General features: G+C 45.0%; 14 protein-coding genes. 7 read left to right on the forward strand and 7 right to left on the reverse strand.

Annotated features, from left to right (window positions below; genetic code table 11):
- Positions 1-43 precede the first annotated feature (43 nt).
- Together JGUZn3_RS12020 and JGUZn3_RS12025 are read right to left on the reverse strand one after the other, a co-directional pair.
- Positions 44-1,621, reverse strand: a complete 1,578-nt coding sequence (locus JGUZn3_RS12020) for an ATP-binding response regulator (protein WP_203413734.1) — start codon at positions 1,619-1,621, stop codon at positions 44-46.
- A 22-nt stretch (positions 1,622-1,643) separates the two neighbouring features.
- A complete protein-coding gene (locus tag JGUZn3_RS12025; protein WP_203413735.1) occupies positions 1,644-3,503 on the reverse strand; it encodes an ATP-binding protein in 1,860 nt (619 codons plus the stop codon).
- Between the two features lie 167 nt (positions 3,504-3,670).
- Between JGUZn3_RS12025 and JGUZn3_RS12030 the strand changes: the two genes are divergently transcribed.
- From JGUZn3_RS12030 to JGUZn3_RS12050, 5 genes are all read left to right on the forward strand, one after another.
- Positions 3,671-4,090 carry a hypothetical protein gene (locus JGUZn3_RS12030; RefSeq protein ID WP_203413736.1) on the forward strand — a complete coding sequence of 140 codons (420 nt, stop codon included), beginning with the start codon at positions 3,671-3,673 and terminating at the stop codon, positions 4,088-4,090.
- 207 nt (positions 4,091-4,297) lie between these two features.
- On the forward strand, positions 4,298-4,966 hold the full coding sequence (locus tag JGUZn3_RS12035) for a cell division ATP-binding protein FtsE (RefSeq protein WP_203413737.1): 669 nt from the start codon (positions 4,298-4,300) through the stop codon (positions 4,964-4,966).
- Positions 4,956-6,158, forward strand: a complete 1,203-nt coding sequence (locus JGUZn3_RS12040; RefSeq protein WP_203413738.1) for a cell division protein FtsX — start codon at positions 4,956-4,958, stop codon at positions 6,156-6,158. The genes JGUZn3_RS12035 and JGUZn3_RS12040 overlap by 11 nt, the downstream gene beginning before the upstream one ends.
- A gap of 44 nt (positions 6,159-6,202) precedes the next feature.
- Positions 6,203-6,787 (forward strand): YdcF family protein, encoded by a 585-nt coding sequence (locus tag JGUZn3_RS12045; RefSeq protein ID WP_203413739.1) that lies wholly within the window; start codon positions 6,203-6,205, stop codon positions 6,785-6,787.
- A 50-nt stretch (positions 6,788-6,837) separates the two neighbouring features.
- Entirely contained in the window at positions 6,838-7,488 is a 651-nt protein-coding gene (locus JGUZn3_RS12050) for a lysophospholipid acyltransferase family protein (RefSeq protein WP_238996831.1), read from the forward strand.
- Positions 7,489-7,650: 162 nt separating this feature from the next.
- On the opposite strand, the gene JGUZn3_RS12055 is transcribed toward JGUZn3_RS12050, so the two are convergent.
- The 4 genes from JGUZn3_RS12055 to glpD all read right to left on the reverse strand — a co-directional run bounded on the left by JGUZn3_RS12055 (position 7,651) and on the right by glpD (position 12,883).
- The gene (locus JGUZn3_RS12055) at positions 7,651-8,751 is read right to left on the reverse strand and encodes a Rieske 2Fe-2S domain-containing protein (protein WP_203413741.1); all 1,101 of its coding nucleotides are present in this window, start codon (positions 8,749-8,751) and stop codon (positions 7,651-7,653) included.
- Positions 8,752-8,855: 104 nt separating this feature from the next.
- Positions 8,856-10,358 carry a glycerol kinase GlpK gene (glpK, locus tag JGUZn3_RS12060; RefSeq protein WP_203413742.1) on the reverse strand — a complete coding sequence of 501 codons (1,503 nt, stop codon included), beginning with the start codon at positions 10,356-10,358 and terminating at the stop codon, positions 8,856-8,858.
- Positions 10,359-10,505: 147 nt separating this feature from the next.
- Positions 10,506-11,315 (reverse strand): MIP/aquaporin family protein, encoded by an 810-nt coding sequence (locus tag JGUZn3_RS12065; RefSeq protein WP_408871750.1) that lies wholly within the window; start codon positions 11,313-11,315, stop codon positions 10,506-10,508.
- Positions 11,316-11,335: 20 nt separating this feature from the next.
- Positions 11,336-12,883 carry a glycerol-3-phosphate dehydrogenase gene (gene glpD, locus JGUZn3_RS12070; RefSeq protein ID WP_203413743.1) on the reverse strand — a complete coding sequence of 516 codons (1,548 nt, stop codon included), beginning with the start codon at positions 12,881-12,883 and terminating at the stop codon, positions 11,336-11,338.
- Positions 12,884-13,323: 440 nt separating this feature from the next.
- Here glpD and JGUZn3_RS12075 point away from each other — a divergent pair, with 440 nt between their 5' ends.
- Both JGUZn3_RS12075 and JGUZn3_RS12080 read left to right on the forward strand, forming a co-directional pair.
- Positions 13,324-14,529: a DUF2125 domain-containing protein gene (locus JGUZn3_RS12075; protein ID WP_203413744.1), complete on the forward strand. Its 1,206-nt coding sequence runs from the start codon at positions 13,324-13,326 to the stop codon at positions 14,527-14,529.
- A gap of 102 nt (positions 14,530-14,631) precedes the next feature.
- Positions 14,632-15,693 (forward strand): NAD(P)-dependent alcohol dehydrogenase, encoded by a 1,062-nt coding sequence (locus JGUZn3_RS12080; protein ID WP_203413745.1) that lies wholly within the window; start codon positions 14,632-14,634, stop codon positions 15,691-15,693.
- Positions 15,694-16,412: 719 nt separating this feature from the next.
- Here the strand turns inward: JGUZn3_RS12080 and JGUZn3_RS12085 are convergent.
- Entirely contained in the window at positions 16,413-17,021 is a 609-nt protein-coding gene (locus tag JGUZn3_RS12085; RefSeq protein WP_203413746.1) for a DNA gyrase subunit B family protein, read from the reverse strand.
- Positions 17,022-17,041: the final 20 nt, after the last annotated feature.

Consider the following 17,041-nt stretch of genomic DNA (forward strand, 5'->3'; position numbering starts at 1 on the left):
GATGAAAGAGATTAGGCAGAAATCAGCCAACAAAATGCCAATTTTAAAGGAATTTTTCCCTAATATTTTGGGTAACGGGCAGAAAAAGCTGAAAGCAGCTTCCTTTCCCAACCTCGCTCTTAATGCTAATATTGCCCCCTTGCTGCTTAAGAAAGCTATAAACAATGGCAAGCCCCAACCCTGTGCCGTCCCCTCCATGTTTAGTGGTAAAAAACGGTTCAAAAATACGAGACTTCACCTCTTCAGACATGCCCATTCCGGTGTCAGTGACAGACACCATAATATACTGACCAGCTAAAAGCTCCTGGCCTTGTTCATTGGGCTGAACAGTATATTTCTCCACCGCGAGGGTAATTTCCCCTCCTACTGGCATGGCATCAACAGCATTTAGACAGAGATTCATCAACGCCATTTCCAGTTGCTCTTGGTCAGTAAAGGCGCGATATGGGCCTTGCCCTTCCTGAGGTAAGTGATAGATAAGCCGGACTTGAGCAGATGTTCCCGTTTTTTTGTTTCTATCCTCAATCCTTTTCATTATGGCCTGCTCAAGCAGGGTATGTAGGCGAGAGAGGGTTTCAACAATATCAAGATTCTGGAGATTTATCTCCTGTTGGCGGCTAAAACTTAAAAGCCGTTGGGTCAGTTTGCTTCCTTTCTGGGCAGCAGAAAATGCATTTTTCAGCAAGATACGGCCTTGCTCCTCATGAACACAGGACAGCTGCTCCATCATCTCCAAGGATCCCATAAGAGAAGCCAAAATATTGTTAAAATCATGTGCAATTCCGCCAGCCATGGTTCCCAGGGCCAGCATTTTTTCAGCCTGCTGAAGCTGGATCTCAAGTTTTCTGAATTCCGTAACATCGTGCTCTATCACAACAGAAAAAGACCCCGCCTTGAACATGGTAGACAGGTTTATACGCAAAACATGCAGCCATTTTAAAGCCTTGTCTGAACTGGCATCACTCAGCTCTACCATTTCTTCTATACGGTCGGTGTGCTCGACCCGATAAGTCACACGACGCTTGAGAGCGGCACGGTTTTTTTGTTGGCATTCTTCTTCTGTCAAGCCAAGGCATTCCTCAGCAGCAAGGCCAAAACTCTGAGCAGCCTGTTCATTAAGGCGAATAAAGCAACCCCTTTTATCCTTAAAAGCCAGCCCTTCTGTAATATTGTCTAACAAACCCTGCATTAACACGCGTTCTACGGCCAAATCTTGTCCCATCTGGAAATGCCCAACGGCCTGCCTGACCATGGAAAGAAGCATGCTCTCCTCCCACGGTTTATGAGAAAAAAACATGATTCTGCCCTGGTTAAGGGCCGTAATCACGGCCTCCATATCGGCATAACCCGTAAGAAAAATAGCCGGAGCAGATGTAAACTGCCGTGCACGGGTCAAGAACTGATCTCCATTCATGCCTGGCATTCTCTGGTCAGAAATAATGACAGAGATCGTCGTGTTGGTTTTAACAATCTCCAAAGCTTCAAAGGGGTTTCCCGTTGCCACAATCTCAAATTCGTCTTCCAGAAGATCCGTCAGAGCAAGAAGAATTTCGGGCTCGTCATCAACCAACAGCACAACAGGTTTTGGGGTTTTTGGGGCGATTAACGAAAATTTCAACATGGCTATAGCCTCTTTTGAGAAATTATTTTTTACCTCCTGCTACAGGATATCCCTTTTCTGGTTTCTGGCAGGGAACAAGAACCACCATCCGTGTACCTCTTGTCTCATTTACATCCACTTCGATTCTTCCCTTATGGGCCTTCACCACATTATAGGCAATAGATAACCCCAACCCCGTGCCTAATCCCACTTGTTTGGTTGTAAAGAAAGGTTCAAATATCCGCTCTCTAACCTCTTCTTTTATCCCCTCTCCATTATCGGCAATAATAATGGCATAGCACAACCCAAGATCTGTTTGACGAAGCTCTGTCTCTATCATGATATGACCATAGGAGATGCTTTTATGCTCCAGGGCTTCAGCAATCGCATCAGCTGCATTGGAAATAATATTCATAATGACCTGATTGAGCAAAGCTGGTTGGCACAAGAGAATAGGCGGTGCCGTAAGATGTTTTTCTACACTGATAATAGTACCCAGCTTGGGTTTAAGTAAAACCAACACAGTTTCCAGAGTTTCCGGAACGTTGATTTGCTGGTATTCTGCTTCATCAAGGCGAGAGAAATTCCTAAGCCTTTGCACCAGATTCCTGATCCGCTCAAGGCCAATCTCCATAGAGGCAACCCTGCTCTGGCATTTTTCAAGCATGGCGACATTTGCATTATAATAGGTGAAATTTCGCTGTGGGTCTAAACGCCCCTCTTGATTGTCTGAGACCCCATACACATCCTGAAGTTGGGATTCCATTTTTTTCAAAAGGGCCACTATGGTATTCTTATGAGCAAGAATAAAAGCCAATGGATTATTAATCTCATGGGCAATCCCCGCAACAAGTTCCCCTAAGGAGGCCATCTTGGCCGTTTGCACAAGCTGGGATTGCATATGCTGCAACTGCTTGTTTTTATTTTCAAGATCACTGTTCGCACTGGCCAGGGCTTCAGCCAGGGCTGCTTTGGCTGCGTTGCCACGAGCCTCGGTTCGCGCCATTTCCATAACTGTTTGCCGGTCATGACGCTCGATCTCCAGCCTGCGTGTTTCATCTTGAAACAATTTTCGCTTCAAGAGAGTAGCGATGCGAAGGGCAAGGAGGTTACGCTCAACATCATAAGGAACCAGATCATCCACCCCTGCCTCGTAAGCAAGCTGAGCAAGATCCCTATCCTTTTCATGACCCGTTCCAAATGCTACGAGCCTAAGGGAACGCCCAGTGGTTTTCAGCATTCTTTCTCGCTGTTCATCAATAATACGGCAAAAGGCAATACTGTCAAAACGATAAGAGAGAAGATCGACAATAAAACAATCGGGCCACTCTGCTATGGGGTGGGTGTCAGAATAAGCAAAAATCTCACAAGGGTCAGACAATGTCTGGACATCGTGCCCATCTTCCCTCAAAATATCTAGTAATACCTTGCTCTGATCCTCATCAGGATCCATAACGACCAGAATGCTGGCCCTGCGAAACCCCGTAATGGAAGGGCGGTTCTGCACCTCATCTTGCTGACGTAACAAGGCCCTTATCTTAAGGATTAATAATGCAGAGCTCGCTTGCTTGCTGATACAGTCATCAGCACCACTTTCCAGCCCCTTTCGCCCAATTTCCTCTCTGTGATTTTCGCTAATCTGAAGGAGAACCGGCAAAAACCAAGTGGCCGCCCCAATTTTGACCTGGCTTACAAGCTGCCCCCCATTCATTCCTGGAAGGTGATAATCCACCAACATTAAATCAGGCACAATATTATCCAGAGCTGAAAGTGTCTCTTCCGCATTGGAGAAACGGGTCACCTTAAACCCATGCTGTTCAAGCAGGGCAGAGGTTTGCCGGGTCTGCTCATCTGAGGCCTCAACTAAAACAATATGAAAAGGCTTGCCAGAATTTTTTTTCATCTTGTTTTAAGCTTCTTTTTAGTGATAACCGCCATAATAACAGTATCTCTCAATGTGTTTCATCGATGGAATTTTACTTTATTGCTTGCCCCCACCATTTTAGTTAAACTAAAACAGTGTTGCAAAAACTATTCAGGCCAAATCCAAAAGTAAAGTAATGCACCTCTATGAACAATATCTTCTCCCGCCTTCAGGATAAAACCCCAACCCCTTTATCGTCTGCTCCAAGCAACCACCCTGCCCCTATAACCTCTATTTTCTCTCTACGAACAATCCTGTGGGCGATTATACACTGCGCCTTTTATTTTACACAGCAATTGGCTGAACTGCTGGCCCCGCTTTTTCTTATTGTGGGTATAGGCTGGAGCTTTCTGCCCCACACCTTACAGGAACTAGGCCAAAAACTGGCCAGTGCTGAACCGCAAGCCTCTCATCTGGCAGAGCCCCTTTCACATATTATTCCCAGTGAAATTACCATCTCTCATTACACCCTAACCCCACACGGCCTGATCGTTGACGGACTTCTGCTTATGCTTTTAGCAGCCATTGGGGCAACCGTCAGTGCCCTCGCTGCCCGCGAACTCTAAAAAAGCCTTCGGGATTAAACATCCTTGCTGCCATCGGCTTATCTCTTATCTCTTATCTCTTATCTCTTATCTCTTATCTCTTATCTCTTATCTCTTATCTCTTATCTCTTATCTCTTATCTCTTATCTCTTATCTCTAAGAGGATCAGCTTGCCTTTAATTTTTTGCAAATCAGAAAAATCTTTTCCTCCAAGAAAAGAGAGCCCCTATGATCCGGCTGGATAACGTAAGCGTTCGTTATAAACGTTCATCTCACTTACAAACGCCCTTACAAAACGTAAACCTTACAATTGGGCAGGGGGGGTTTCGCTGGCTTATTGGGGATTCCGGTGCAGGAAAAACAACCCTTTTACGGGTTATTCACCTCCAAGAGCGCCCAAGCTCTGGGGAGCTTGAAATACTTTCTACACCGATCAACTATAAAAAACGCCATATCCTTACCGACCTGCGCCAGAAAATGGGAATGGTGCATCAGGATTTCCAGCTGCTGGAGGAGCTGACAGCCTATGACAATATCGCCCTCCCCCTGAGGCTTAAACATATTGGTGAACAAGAGATTCAAAAAAAAGTCCTGCCACTATTAGACTGGCTTGATCTTTCTGAAAAAGCCCATACCATTCCCTCTAAACTCTCTGGGGGTGAGCAACAACGCATTGCCATTGCCCGCGCACTTGTTATTCGCCCTTCTATCCTACTTCTAGACGAACCAACCAGTGCACTAGACCAAAACCAGATATTGCGTTTCATGGAGTTGGTAAAAACATTGAACGAGCAAAAAACAACGGTTATTTTTGCAACTCATAATACTGCCCTAATCAATCAGTTCCCCGCCCGCCACATTCACATGAAAAAGGGGCAAATCACCGATGAAGGATAAACACCTGAATCCTTCAGATCACTCCCGCTCATCAGATGGGCTTTCCTTACGGAAAACCCTTGTAAGCCGGCTGCTTCCCTTTATGGTGGCTGCCATGGGCCTATTGGCCTCCTTTGCCTTTGCAGGATCTTATGGGGCCCATATTTTAGCCAAGCGTTGGGTTAATGGAGCGGCCTCTGTCATTATTTTTCAAGTCCCAAAACTTCCTGCCGTTAAACTTCCCCCCATCGCCCAAAAATCTTCTTCCCCTCAAACGCCTTCTGCTGAGAATGCAAACTCTCACGAAGCTTCCCTGCCAGAAACACGAACCCAAACCCTCATGGCTTTACTGACTCAACCCAACAAGGCCATTCTCTCCGTACATCAACTCAGCGCTGAAGAAATTCACGGCCTGCTGACACCTTGGCTCGGGCTTTCCCCTTCTGCCCCCCATGCTGCTCCTTTGCCCTTACCCGCGCTTCCGAATGAGAGCCAAAATAAGGACCCCACCACGTCTTCTCAAAAACAAAACCTTTTCTCCCTTCCCCTCCCCGACCTAATCAAGGTTCATTTAGCCCCCAATGCGGCCCTCCCTGAACCTATTATTCAGCAATTTCACCATCTTGTTCCTGATGGCTCCATCGAAAGAAGTACCCAATGGAGTACCCGCCTCCATGTTTTGGCGATCAGTTTGCAGCTCTGTATAACCATAGCCTTAGGAGTAGTCGTGGCCATTTCCATTGCTGTTATTACCATCGCCACCAAAGCCGGCATTACTGCCCGTAAAAATGCCATCGGCATTATCCATTCCCTCGGGGCATCAGATGGATATATTGCCCATCGTTTTTCCCGTCGGATCGCCTTTTTAGCCTTTTTAGGCGGGCTTGCAGGCACACTCCTTTCCCTTCCCTTTCTGATATTTTTGGCCCAAGTGGTTGAACCTTTCTCGAAAGGTGCGCTGCAAAACCCCTCTTCTCTCCCTGCATTGGCACTCCCCACCACCACTTTGAATAAGCTGATCACCACCCACCAGCATTTGGCACCCGTTCTACCATCTCGGACTACCACTGCCCATACGCTTTGGTTTGAACCCGCTGTTGCGCTTTCCTCTCCATTGCTTATATCCTTATTGATGATCCCTTTCATTGCTGCCTTTATTGGGTGGGTAACAACACAGATTACTGTTAGAACATGGCTCAAACGTCTTCTCTAAACAGACTTTCAAGCAAGTACAAAAAAATTGCCCTAGGAACCACCATGGTTTTGGGTGGTATGACCTTGGCATGGCTCGTAGGATTTACCTGGTTTTTTGCAGATTCTCAAAAAATGCGTCCCCTGCCTCCCTTTCCAGTGGATGGCATAGTGGTTTTAACAGGCGGCCCCAACCGCATAGAAACAGCCCTCTACCTTCTTAAGAAAAACAAGGCAAAATATTTGCTTATTTCAGGGGTTAACCAAGAAACAACCTTAGATGAGCTGCAAAGACTTATCCCAGCAGAGATCTCCCCTGCCTTAAGGCAACGAATTGTACTGGGCCACCATGCCTTAACCACCCTTGGCAATGCTGCTGAAACAACAAGCTGGGTTCAGGCCAACGATATGAAAAGCCTTATTGTCGTAACAGCAGGCTACCATATTCGCCGAGCAATGACAGAAATGCGGGCCGTGCTACCACAAACAGCCCTGTACCCCTACAGTATTAATTCCCCCATTATGAAACAACCTTATACCTCCCACGCCTTATATCTTTATATGCGAGAATATATGAAATTTATTGTAGCCTACTTAGGTCTTACTCGTACCTACTCCCTTCTTTTTCATACCCACCCTTCACTCTCATGACCCTCATTCGTTCTATTATTTTCCTACTTTATTTTATAATGCTCACCCTGATGATGGGTGTTTTGGCTTTTATCATACGCTGGTTTATACCCCATTATGCCCTAGCCTATGCTAAATGTTGGACGGCCCTTTCCATTTTTGGGCTTAAATGGATATGCCACATTCAAATTGATGTTCAGGGATTAGAGAAATTGCCACAAGATAGGCCTTTTCTTATTGCCTCCCAGCACCAGTCTGCCTTTGATACATTGGTATGGATGAATATCCTTTCCCGACCGGCCTATATCATGAAGCATGAGTTAACCCGTATCCCACTTCTGGGCCCCATGCTCCTTCTGGCAGGAATGATCCCCATCGACCGCAAGGGCGGAAGTGCTGCACTGAGAAAGCTTACTGCTACAGCCATTGAAAAAGCAGCCCAAGGCTTTCAGATTATTATTTTCCCGCAGGGAACCCGCACCTCCTATGGAGAGCATCTGCCCATTCAGCCCGGAATTGCCCTTTTAGCTAAGGAAACGAAACTTCCCATTTTTCCAGTTATCACCAACTCTGGCCTGCACTGGCCTAAAAAGGGAATATTAAAATTTAGGGGCACTATATACATCCGTGTTGGCCTCCCCCTTTCTCCCACCCTTCCCCGTAAGGAGCTTCTTACCACCTTACAGGAAACATGGGAGAAAATGGAGAAACAACCCTTTTAGCCAACCACTCCTCTCCTCAGCGCCTCTCCACAGAGAAAGATTAAGGCCTAAACAACGGTAAGCAGCCCTTAAAGGGAGGGAATTTATTAGAGAAGGTTTTATTAAACGAACCAAAAAATCCTTTAAGATAAAGACAATGACACAAAATGGGGTTTGGCCAGTTTATACCCCATTATTACGCAATACTGTACGTAAATCCCTGACGACGGGGAAAACCTCTACATTCCAATCTTTTTTGCCTTGATCAATCCAGGCCTTTTGCTCAAGCTCAACAATGTCCTTATCTTCTAGAAAAATCTTGTAGGTAAACAGGCCAAAAACGGGCCAGATTGCATCAATCAGAAAAGGGGTTTTAGGACGTTTAACAGAAAGAAGCCCAAAGGCCTTTGTCTTTTCCTGATTTTTTCCCTGCGGTAAATAACAAACCCACAAACTAATCATATCGGTTCCATCTTTACTGGTTACCCGTAAAGTTTGATAAGGATATTCGGTACGGATTGTAACAATTTCATCAATAGGTTGCTGACCATCTTCATATTGATGGTGTTTACCAAAAATTAAGGCTTCTGCCAGAGGTTGCTTATTTCCCACACGGGCAAAGCTATATTTCACCTCAATAAAATTATCGCCCGTTTGTTTCCCTAAAAACCGAGCCTTGATCCGCCCCATAATATTTCTGTGTAAAAACTGATGGTTCATATCAATCAAGTTTTCATGCATGAAAGTATAGTGGCAGTTTACTCGTGGGTTAAACTTGCGTGTTTTATAATCAGGATTAGCGGTTTCTGCCAGTTTAGGCAAAGGGGTAGTGGCAGCCTTGGTCTTATCCCCAGGAAAAATAAACACTACACCGTTCTGCTCTTGACAAGGATAAGCACAGACTCCATTTGGCAATTTCCCCTTGCCCAAATAAGGAACATCAACACATTTTCCTGTGGTATCAAAGGTCCACCCATGATAGCAACACCGAACGGCCTGCCCTTCTACCACCCCCTTGCTCAGAGGCACTTGCCGATGAGAGCAGCGATCTTCCAGAGCAAAAATCTCTCCATTTTCAGGACGCACCAAAACAATGGGCTCACCTGCAAACTCCACCGCATGGGCTTTGCCACGATCAATCTCGTATGACCACGCGATGGGATACCAATAATTGGGGTTGGCCTTTACGGTACGGAGGTCTTTTTCTCCTCCCTGTAAAATACCATTTTCTGAGTCTGAAGTAATAATATCTTCCTTAAAATCGTTTTCTTCCAAATGAGTCATCACTCTATCCTTGTTACTCTTCATAAAAATAAAATCATAAAAATAAAAACCCCTATCCTTCTAGCAAATGATAGGGGCTTTATATATATTTTTTTTAAAAACCCCTATGAGGCTTGATGCGGTAAAAGTGTGCGAGCTACGGCATCTTTCCAACCAGCAAGAAGCTGATTTCTCTCAGGCTGTTTCATCTTGGGCTCAAACACAGAGCCAATCTTCCAGGTTTTTTCTAAGGCTGCCAGATCTGGCCAAACCTCGGTCGCAAGGCCTGCCAAAAAGGCTGCACCTAGAGCTGTGGTCTCAAGTTGAACAGGACGCTCAACCTTAATATCTAAAATATCGGCTAGAAACTGACAGAACCATTCATTGGCTGCGGCACCACCATCGACTCTCACCGTTTCTGTATTACCGCCTGCTTCCTTTTTAAACTGATTCTCCAAATCATACGTTTGGTAAGCAATCGATTCAAGAGCAGCACGGGCCACATGAGCAGCCGTACTATCTAAGGTTAGACCACAAATCATCCCCTTGGCGTCTGGCATCCAGTAAGGAGCACCCATTCCAACAAAGGCTGGCACCATATAAACCCCCCCATTATTGGGGATACGGGTAGCCATATCATGGGTTTGAGCCGCATAGGTAATAAGACCAAGGCCATCACGCAGCCATTTAATACCAGCACCCGCCACAAAAATTGAGCCTTCCAGGGCATAATGCCGTACACCATTGATTTGATAAGCAATGGTGGTTAATAGCCTGTTTTCAGAATTAACTGCTTCATCCCCCGTATTGAGCAGCATAAAACATCCCGTTCCATAGGTAGATTTAACCATACCAGGTTTAAAACAGGTTTGGCCAATCATAGCCGATTGCTGATCTCCAGCCATACCGGCTATCGGAATAGAACGACCGAACAAAGTGGGGTGTGTTTCACCATAAATATGGCTGTTAGGATGAACTTTTGGCAGGATAGCCCGTGGAATATTGAATAGTCTCAGCAAGTCATCATCCCATTCTTCCTCGTGGATATTAAATAATAATGTTCGGCTTGCATTGGTAATATCTGTGGCATGAACCTGCCCATTTGTTAGCTTCCAAAGAAGAAAACAGTCTATTGTTCCTGCTGCGAGCTCGCCTTTTTCTGCCCGCTCACGAACGTTAGGAACATTGTCTAAAATCCAAGCCAATTTAGAGGCTGAAAAATAAGGATCCAGTAACAAGCCTGTTTTTTGCTGAACAATGGGCTCCAGCCCTTCTTTTTTCATGGCTTCGCATCGTTCTGCTGTTCTTCTATCCTGCCAGACAATGGCATTATAAACGGTGGTATGGGTGATTCTATCCCAAACAACAATCGTTTCACGCTGGTTGGTAATGCCTATAGAGGCAATCCTATCGACACCCCCCGCTTTATAAATTGTTTCCTTACAGACAGAAACAACATCACGCCATATTTCCTCAACATCATGTTCAACCCAGCCAGGTGTAGGGTAATACTGGTGAAATTCCTTACGGAATACAGCTTTTTCTGCTGCCTGATCATCAAAAACAATTGCTCGGCTAGACGTAGTTCCCTGATCAATTGAAAGAACATGATTTCTTGTATTATGCATAACGCGACTTTCTCTTAAGAATGAGCTTAGAATGTGTAATAATATGTCAAAAGGCTTAGAAAAGGCACGGCTTACCCCTTATTGTTGCTTTTCGATCTGGCCCTTGAATTGAAGCAATCTAGGATAACGAGCAACAGAGGGGCTCAGTTAAAGGCTTTCTTCCTTTCTGATAAAGAAGGCCTGAACCAGAAACTTATACAAACCACCCCCAACAACACCACCAATGAGTGGGGCAACAATAGGGACCCACCAATAACCCTGATTGCCGGGAAAAGCTGAATGACCCCACCCCATGAAAAAGCAGAAAATCCTGGGGCCCAAATCACGGGCAGGGTTAATGGCCCAAGCTTCCAAATAGCCCATAGAAGCCCCTATGGCTGCCACAATAAGCCCAATAATGAGTGCACCCGAATTGGCACCAGGTGCCATCTCGTTATATTGGTCGGTAACGGCAAAAATCCCAAATATAAGAAAGGCCGTTAGGACAATCTCATCATAAAAAGCATGAAGGGTCGTAATTGCCAAGCCAGGCTGGGTAAAAAACACACCAGCAGCCCCACCCGTTGCCCGCTCCAAATGATGAATCTCATTAAAATGATCAATCACCGGAACGTAAAGTGAATAAACCAGAACGGCTCCAAGAAAGGCCCCTATAAGTTGAGCAATACAATAGGGAATAACCTTTTTCCACGAAAACCCACGATAAAAGGCAAGCGCTAAGGTCACAGCTGGGTTAGCATGGGTGCCACTGACCGAACCTGTTACATAAATGGCAATTGTCACCCCAAGGCCCCATGCCATACAAACCCCCCAATACGCGGTTTGATAGGGGCTAGGCGCATAAAGGGTATACATCGCCGCTACCGAGTTACCAAAGGCAATAATAATAAAAACAGCAATGGCTTCTGAAAGGAGTTCGCCAAGATAACGTCTTTTATCAAGAATACTGTCTAGCATATCAATTTCACCCCTGGTGATTAAAAAAGGTTATCTCGGTGTTTTGCCACAGTCTCTTCTACAAAACTGTCTACTTCTCTTGATTGTTCAGCCGTAAGATGTAGCCCCATACGTGTACGACGCCACAATATATCCTCCCCCTTACGGGCCCATTCATGCTTAATTAAATAGAGTATTTCTGATTCTGTCAGGCCGCCCCCAAAATCTTTCCCCAAGTCTTCAGGCTTTTTGCTATTGCCGATAATATTAAAGGCAGCACTGCCATAAGTACGGGCCAAACGATAGAGCATGCGCTCATCAAGGAAGCCGGCCTTTTCATGTAATATGTCCAACAACCCTCCGAAGCCTGACTTGCCAAGATTACCCCCTGGAAGCGCCTTTGTGGCTGTCCATGCTGAGCGAGAAGAGAGTTCGGGAAAATAGGGAAGGAGTTTTTCCATGGCGTGTTCTGCCAGCTTACGATAAGTGGTTATTTTTCCTCCAAAAATGGATAAAATCGGAGCCCCCCCCTCTGGGGCATTAATGTCAAACACGTAATCACGGGTAACAGCAGAGGCATTTTGGGCAGAATTATCATAAAGGGGCCTTACACCTGCGTAACTCCAGACAACATCTTTTGCAGAAATTTTCTTGCGGAAATGACGGTTAATGGTTTCACACAGATACGAAACTTCTTCCTCTGAAATTTCAACAACCTGGGGGTCTTTCTTCCAGGGAATATCGGTTGTGCCAATCAGCGTAAACTGCTCCTCATAAGGAATGGCAAAAACAATCCGTTTATCAGGATTTTGAAGGATATAGGCGAAAGTCCCTTCGTACAATTTGGGAACAATAATATGGCTGCCCTTCACAAGGCGCAGGTTCTTTTCATGCCCAAGGGAGAGTGTATCACTCAGGATAGAGCTTACCCACGGTCCAGCCGCATTTACCAAAACCTTGCACCGAACGGTGGTTTGCTTTCCTGTTGTTGTGTTTTCAATTTCTGCAACCCACTGATCCTGGTCTCTTTTAGCCGATACAAGACGGGTATGCACCCTAACATCGGCCCCATGGCGAACAGCATCTATGGCGTTCAACACAACAAGCCGGCTATCCATAACAGCGCAATCAGAATAGATAAAACCCCGTTCAATTGAAGACTTTATGGGGGCACCATAGACCGTATTTTTAAAAGAAACCCCTTGGCAACGAGGTAGCGTTTGTTTTTTCCCCAAATGGTCATATAAAAAAAGCCCAAGGCGAACCAGCCATGCAGGCCTTACATTATTCTCATGAGGAAGCACAAAACGCATGGGCCAAATAATATGAGGTGCAATCTTTAAAAGGTTTTCCCGTTCTGTCAGGGCCTCCCTGACAAGGCGAAATTCATAATATTCCAAATACCGTAAGCCGCCATGGATCAGCTTACTGCTTGCCGAAGATGTATGGCTTGCGAGATCATCCTTTTCTACGAGCATGACTTTAAGCCCACGCCCAGATGCATCTCTGGCTATGCCAGCGCCATTGACCCCACCACCAACAATAAGAATATCTACCTGTTGGTGTGGTTCACCTTCATGATTAACCATCAATTATTCCTATCTATATCTATTATTTATTAACTATTCATTTTAATATAGTGACTGATAAATCGAACACTCAGGTCCCTTTTATTCGTGACCACACGCCATAGATTTTAAGAGCATTATTTGTAATCCGTCACGAAAATATTAACTGTTTTTTATCAAAATCATTTGATCACAGTTAATAGGCCATAAAGTCGCCCTCAAATAATTTTTACTTCATAACGGTCTTATAGCGGTTCTAGTTTCACACCATGAGGGTAAGAAGACCCATACATTCTTGGCAAAAACCAGCCCCTCATTTTTTTCCTCATATTTTTAAAAATAAAAAACAACGCCGATCATTAAAACGATTGTCAATACGTTCTCTTTCCATCACATTGGAAAACCAATGATACATAAAACCAACGATACAGTTCCAAATCCCGACAAAGCCTTAAATATCGATGAAAATATTTCTGTCTGCCTGCTCTGGTGTGCTTTCTTTTATTCGGCAAAAATCCAGGCTGCTCCTTCTTCTCGCCGTTGTGGTCATTCCCTCTTTTGTGCTGACTTACCATGTGATTTGGAATCAGGTTGAAAACCACCTAGAACAAAACCTTAAAGACTATACCAACACCCTTAAAAACCGTGGGTGGATCATTCCTAAATTTTCCTATACCAAAGCCGGCTGGCCGTTTTCGGCCAAGATTGTCATCACCAACATTACCCTTACAGGCAAACTTTCCCCCTGGAACGAAACCATACAATGGTCAGGCAGAGAAATTGCAGCAAATTTTACCCTTTTACATCCCTCAACAATACGGTTCGATATTCAAGGCTTACAAGCTTTATCCATTGGACCGAAAGAGAATCCAGAAACACCCCTCTCCTTTCCTCCGATCAGGTTTTGGGCCCAAAAATTCTCTATTTTGGTGCCGGCATTCTCCACTTCCATGCTTCACCATGCCAAAATAGCAACCCAGCTCTTTCATATTGCGCTGGCAGGTGCAGGGCCAGACAATGTCGTTATTGTTCCAAAGCTTGAAAGTGAAATTCTTTGGACACCCACACAAGCCAGCAAAACCACCCAAACCCAGATTTCCTTAACAGCAGAAAAAGTTCAGCTGCATTCATCGCTCAAATGGCCTTACGACCGAATGCTCTCAGACGTTGAATGGCAAAGCACCCTGACAGGGCATTTACCCCAACCGCCTTTTACAGAACACTGGTTTTCCTCATGGCAGAACAGGGGAGGAAAATTTACGGTTCAAAACGCCAAAGCCAAATGGGGTCCACTCAACATTGCGTTCTCTGGCACATCGGGCCTAGCTCCCCTAGCCACTTCTGCTCACAATCCTTCTACCCACAGCCCTTCCGTTCCCACTCTCGGAGGAGCCTTTGTCCTTGAGTTAGAGAACTACGAAGCCACCCTCAAACTCCTCCAGCAAAGACGAGCAATTTCCCCCGAAATCTATAGTCTTTTAAAAACTTATACGTCTTTGCTGACCCAGGCAAAAACCTCAGATCCAAAGCCTGCCCTCAAACTTCCCTTATCATTCAAAAATAACAGACTGTATTTTGGCAATATCTCCCTAACACCCGTTCTAAAGTGGATTCAAAGTATTATGAATTATAATACTTCCCCTACTATTGTCAGATCTCACCTTTAAGTAATGTTATACTGTATTACTATTTTTTTCTTGCTCCAAAGACTGCAAGCATATTAGTATTCGTCCACTTATTTTAATTTTTTATTTTACCTGGAGAATCACATGGCTTTTGCCTGTACCGGATACGCTGCGCAATCAGCAACGACCCCGCTTGCCCCACTCTCTTTTCAAAGGCGTGAAACCGGCCCAGATGATGTTCGTATCGAAATTCTCTTCTGTGGTGTCTGCCACTCTGATATTCATACCGCCCGTAATGAATGGCGCTCCAGTGTCTACCCTGTTATTCCAGGACATGAAATTGTTGGCCGTGTCACAGAAGTAGGCCAAAATGTTACAAATTTTAAAGTCGGCGATATTGCAGGGGTAGGGTGCATGGTTAATTCATGCCGTAAATGCCCTAGCTGCCTGGCTGGAGAGGAACAATATTGCGAAGTTGGAATGACGGGCACCTATAATGACCCCGATAAAGACATGCCCGGTCAGCGTACTTACGGGGGTTATTCCAAGTTTATTGTTGTTGACAAAAGCTTTGTGCTCAACATTCCCAAAAATCTTGATCTGGCTGCAACAGCGCCCTTGCTGTGTGCAGGCATTACCACCTATTCCCCTTTACGGCATTGGAAAGTTTCCAAGGGGCAAAAAGTGGGTATTGTTGGTCTTGGTGGGTTAGGGCATATGGCCGTAAAATTTGCCAAGGCCCTGGGGGCCGATGTCACCTTATTTACCACCAGCCCAAGCAAGGTTGAAGATGGTAAGCGCCTTGGTGCGCACCATGTGGTTATTTCAAAAGATGAGCAAGCGATGAAGGCTTTGGGGAGATCGTTTGATTTTATCCTCGATGCTGTTGCTGCCCCTCACGATATCAACCTTTATTTTAACCTTTTACGGAGGGATGGTACATTGGTTCAGGTAGGAGCACCTGATGAGCCTTTATCCGTAGAGGTTTTTTCGTTGATCTTCCCACGGCGTAACTTTGCAGGCTCCCTCATCGGGGGGATTGCAGAAACACAAGAAATGCTCAATTTCTGTGGTGAACACAATATTACAGCAGATATTGAAATGATCCGTATGGACCAAATTAACGATGCTTACGAGAAAATACTCGCCAGCAAAGTTAAATATCGATTCGTTATTGATATGTCTACCTTGCCAGAGAACGCCTAACCCCTTCTGAATGACAATAGAAAAAGAGGGGAGCAGAATTCTGCTCCCTTTTCTTTTTATTAAAAGATTTCTACAAAAAATACGAGAATAGAAAACCGGGTAGCCCCTAACAATATCTTAGAGACAATACCTGAGAATAGAGGATATTGAACAGAATAAAGAGTGTTGAACAAGGGCAGTGACCCAGGGCTTCCTTATCCCTCTGCTGAAATGATCAAGGCTGATCTCCCCGCCCCTATCGTGCAAAGTCTACGCCCCCACCTCTAAGATTGCCGCCCTAATTGGTATAGAACACCCAACACCACCCCACTCCTTAAACATTGTGCTCTCACTGTATAAAGAGAACTCTATGAATAAAGGGAGCTCTATGAAATGGTACAAGGTTTTCCTATTATGTATGGCTCTAAAAGGTCTGGAGTCCATAAGATGATGGTAAGAATCGCCATCAAATTCTAAACTTTTTCCAAGCTTTAAAGGGGGCTACCATGGCGATACCCTGTATACCATATCAATCTGTGATCCAGAAGAGGGCATGCACACACTATTTAAAGGCATCGTCCCTCAACAACCCATTCTTGACCTACTAGTTACTGCCGAGCACCGCAAAAGTTTTGATGTTTTTTTAAGTGGAATGAACTCCATAGCCAACTTTGGCCAAGCCTTCCTGAAAGCAAAAAGTTCTGGTTTTGGCTCTTGGAGAATGCTTGCGTCAAAAGAGTTCACCCTCCAAGGAATAAGGAATAAGGAACAACGACATCCCCCATTAAGGTAGAAAACACATCTGAGGCATTTTCAACATCACTAACTGTGACTTGCAATAAAGTGCGGGTAACCGGGTCTAGGGTTGTTTGCCATAACTGGTCATCATTCATCTCTCCAAGGCCTTTAAAGCGGTTGATACTCACCCCTTTACGCCCTATAGTCAAAAGTTTTTCCAATAAACTCGCTGGCCCTGCAATAGAATGCTCTTCTGCTTCCATCACCAATTGTGCAGGTTGAGCAAAATGGTGAATATATTCTTCATATTCACCCGTCAATTTCTCAACTTCGCTTCCTCTGAGGCGATCTTTGGAAAGATAATAGGATTCCCTTACCCCCCGAACGGTTCTGACAAATTCTACTTCTTTCTCACCAATGCGAACCTGCCATCCTTTTTCTGCTGTTAGGGAATTGGCATCCAAACGTTTTTGTAACTCTTCAAGAGTCTTTTCCGATAGATCAGAACATAAGCCTGAGAGAAAAACCTGCTCCATAATCCACATGGGAATTTTGGATGCTAAGCGGTTCAGAAGAGAAGTAAGATGATGCAGTCCCTTTGCCCTTTGCATAAAGTCATCTCCTTCCAAAA

The organism is Entomobacter blattae (genome assembly GCF_014672835.1).
Lineage (GTDB): Bacteria > Pseudomonadota > Alphaproteobacteria > Acetobacterales > Acetobacteraceae > Entomobacter > Entomobacter blattae.

Bases quoted from the DNA above. Each gene is read 5' to 3' on its own strand.
- JGUZn3_RS12020 (WP_203413734.1), bottom strand. From the start codon at position 1,621: ATGTTGAAATTTTCGTTAATCGCCCCAAAAACCCCAAAACCTGTTGTG.
- JGUZn3_RS12025 (WP_203413735.1), bottom strand. From the start codon at position 3,503: ATGAAAAAAAATTCTGGCAAGCCTTTTCATATTGTTTTAGTTGAGGCC.
- JGUZn3_RS12030 (WP_203413736.1), top strand. From the start codon at position 3,671: ATGAACAATATCTTCTCCCGCCTTCAGGATAAAACCCCAACCCCTTTA.
- JGUZn3_RS12035 (WP_203413737.1), top strand. From the start codon at position 4,298: ATGATCCGGCTGGATAACGTAAGCGTTCGTTATAAACGTTCATCTCAC.
- JGUZn3_RS12040 (WP_203413738.1), top strand. From the start codon at position 4,956: ATGAAGGATAAACACCTGAATCCTTCAGATCACTCCCGCTCATCAGAT.
- JGUZn3_RS12045 (WP_203413739.1), top strand. From the start codon at position 6,203: ATGGTTTTGGGTGGTATGACCTTGGCATGGCTCGTAGGATTTACCTGG.
- JGUZn3_RS12050 (WP_238996831.1), top strand. From the start codon at position 6,838: ATGATGGGTGTTTTGGCTTTTATCATACGCTGGTTTATACCCCATTAT.
- JGUZn3_RS12055 (WP_203413741.1), bottom strand. From the start codon at position 8,751: ATGACTCATTTGGAAGAAAACGATTTTAAGGAAGATATTATTACTTCA.
- glpK (WP_203413742.1), bottom strand. From the start codon at position 10,358: ATGCATAATACAAGAAATCATGTTCTTTCAATTGATCAGGGAACTACG.
- JGUZn3_RS12065 (WP_408871750.1), bottom strand. From the start codon at position 11,315: ATGCTAGACAGTATTCTTGATAAAAGACGTTATCTTGGCGAACTCCTT.
- glpD (WP_203413743.1), bottom strand. From the start codon at position 12,883: ATGGTTAATCATGAAGGTGAACCACACCAACAGGTAGATATTCTTATT.
- JGUZn3_RS12075 (WP_203413744.1), top strand. From the start codon at position 13,324: ATGAAAATATTTCTGTCTGCCTGCTCTGGTGTGCTTTCTTTTATTCGG.
- JGUZn3_RS12080 (WP_203413745.1), top strand. From the start codon at position 14,632: ATGGCTTTTGCCTGTACCGGATACGCTGCGCAATCAGCAACGACCCCG.
- JGUZn3_RS12085 (WP_203413746.1), bottom strand. From the start codon at position 17,021: ATGCAAAGGGCAAAGGGACTGCATCATCTTACTTCTCTTCTGAACCGC.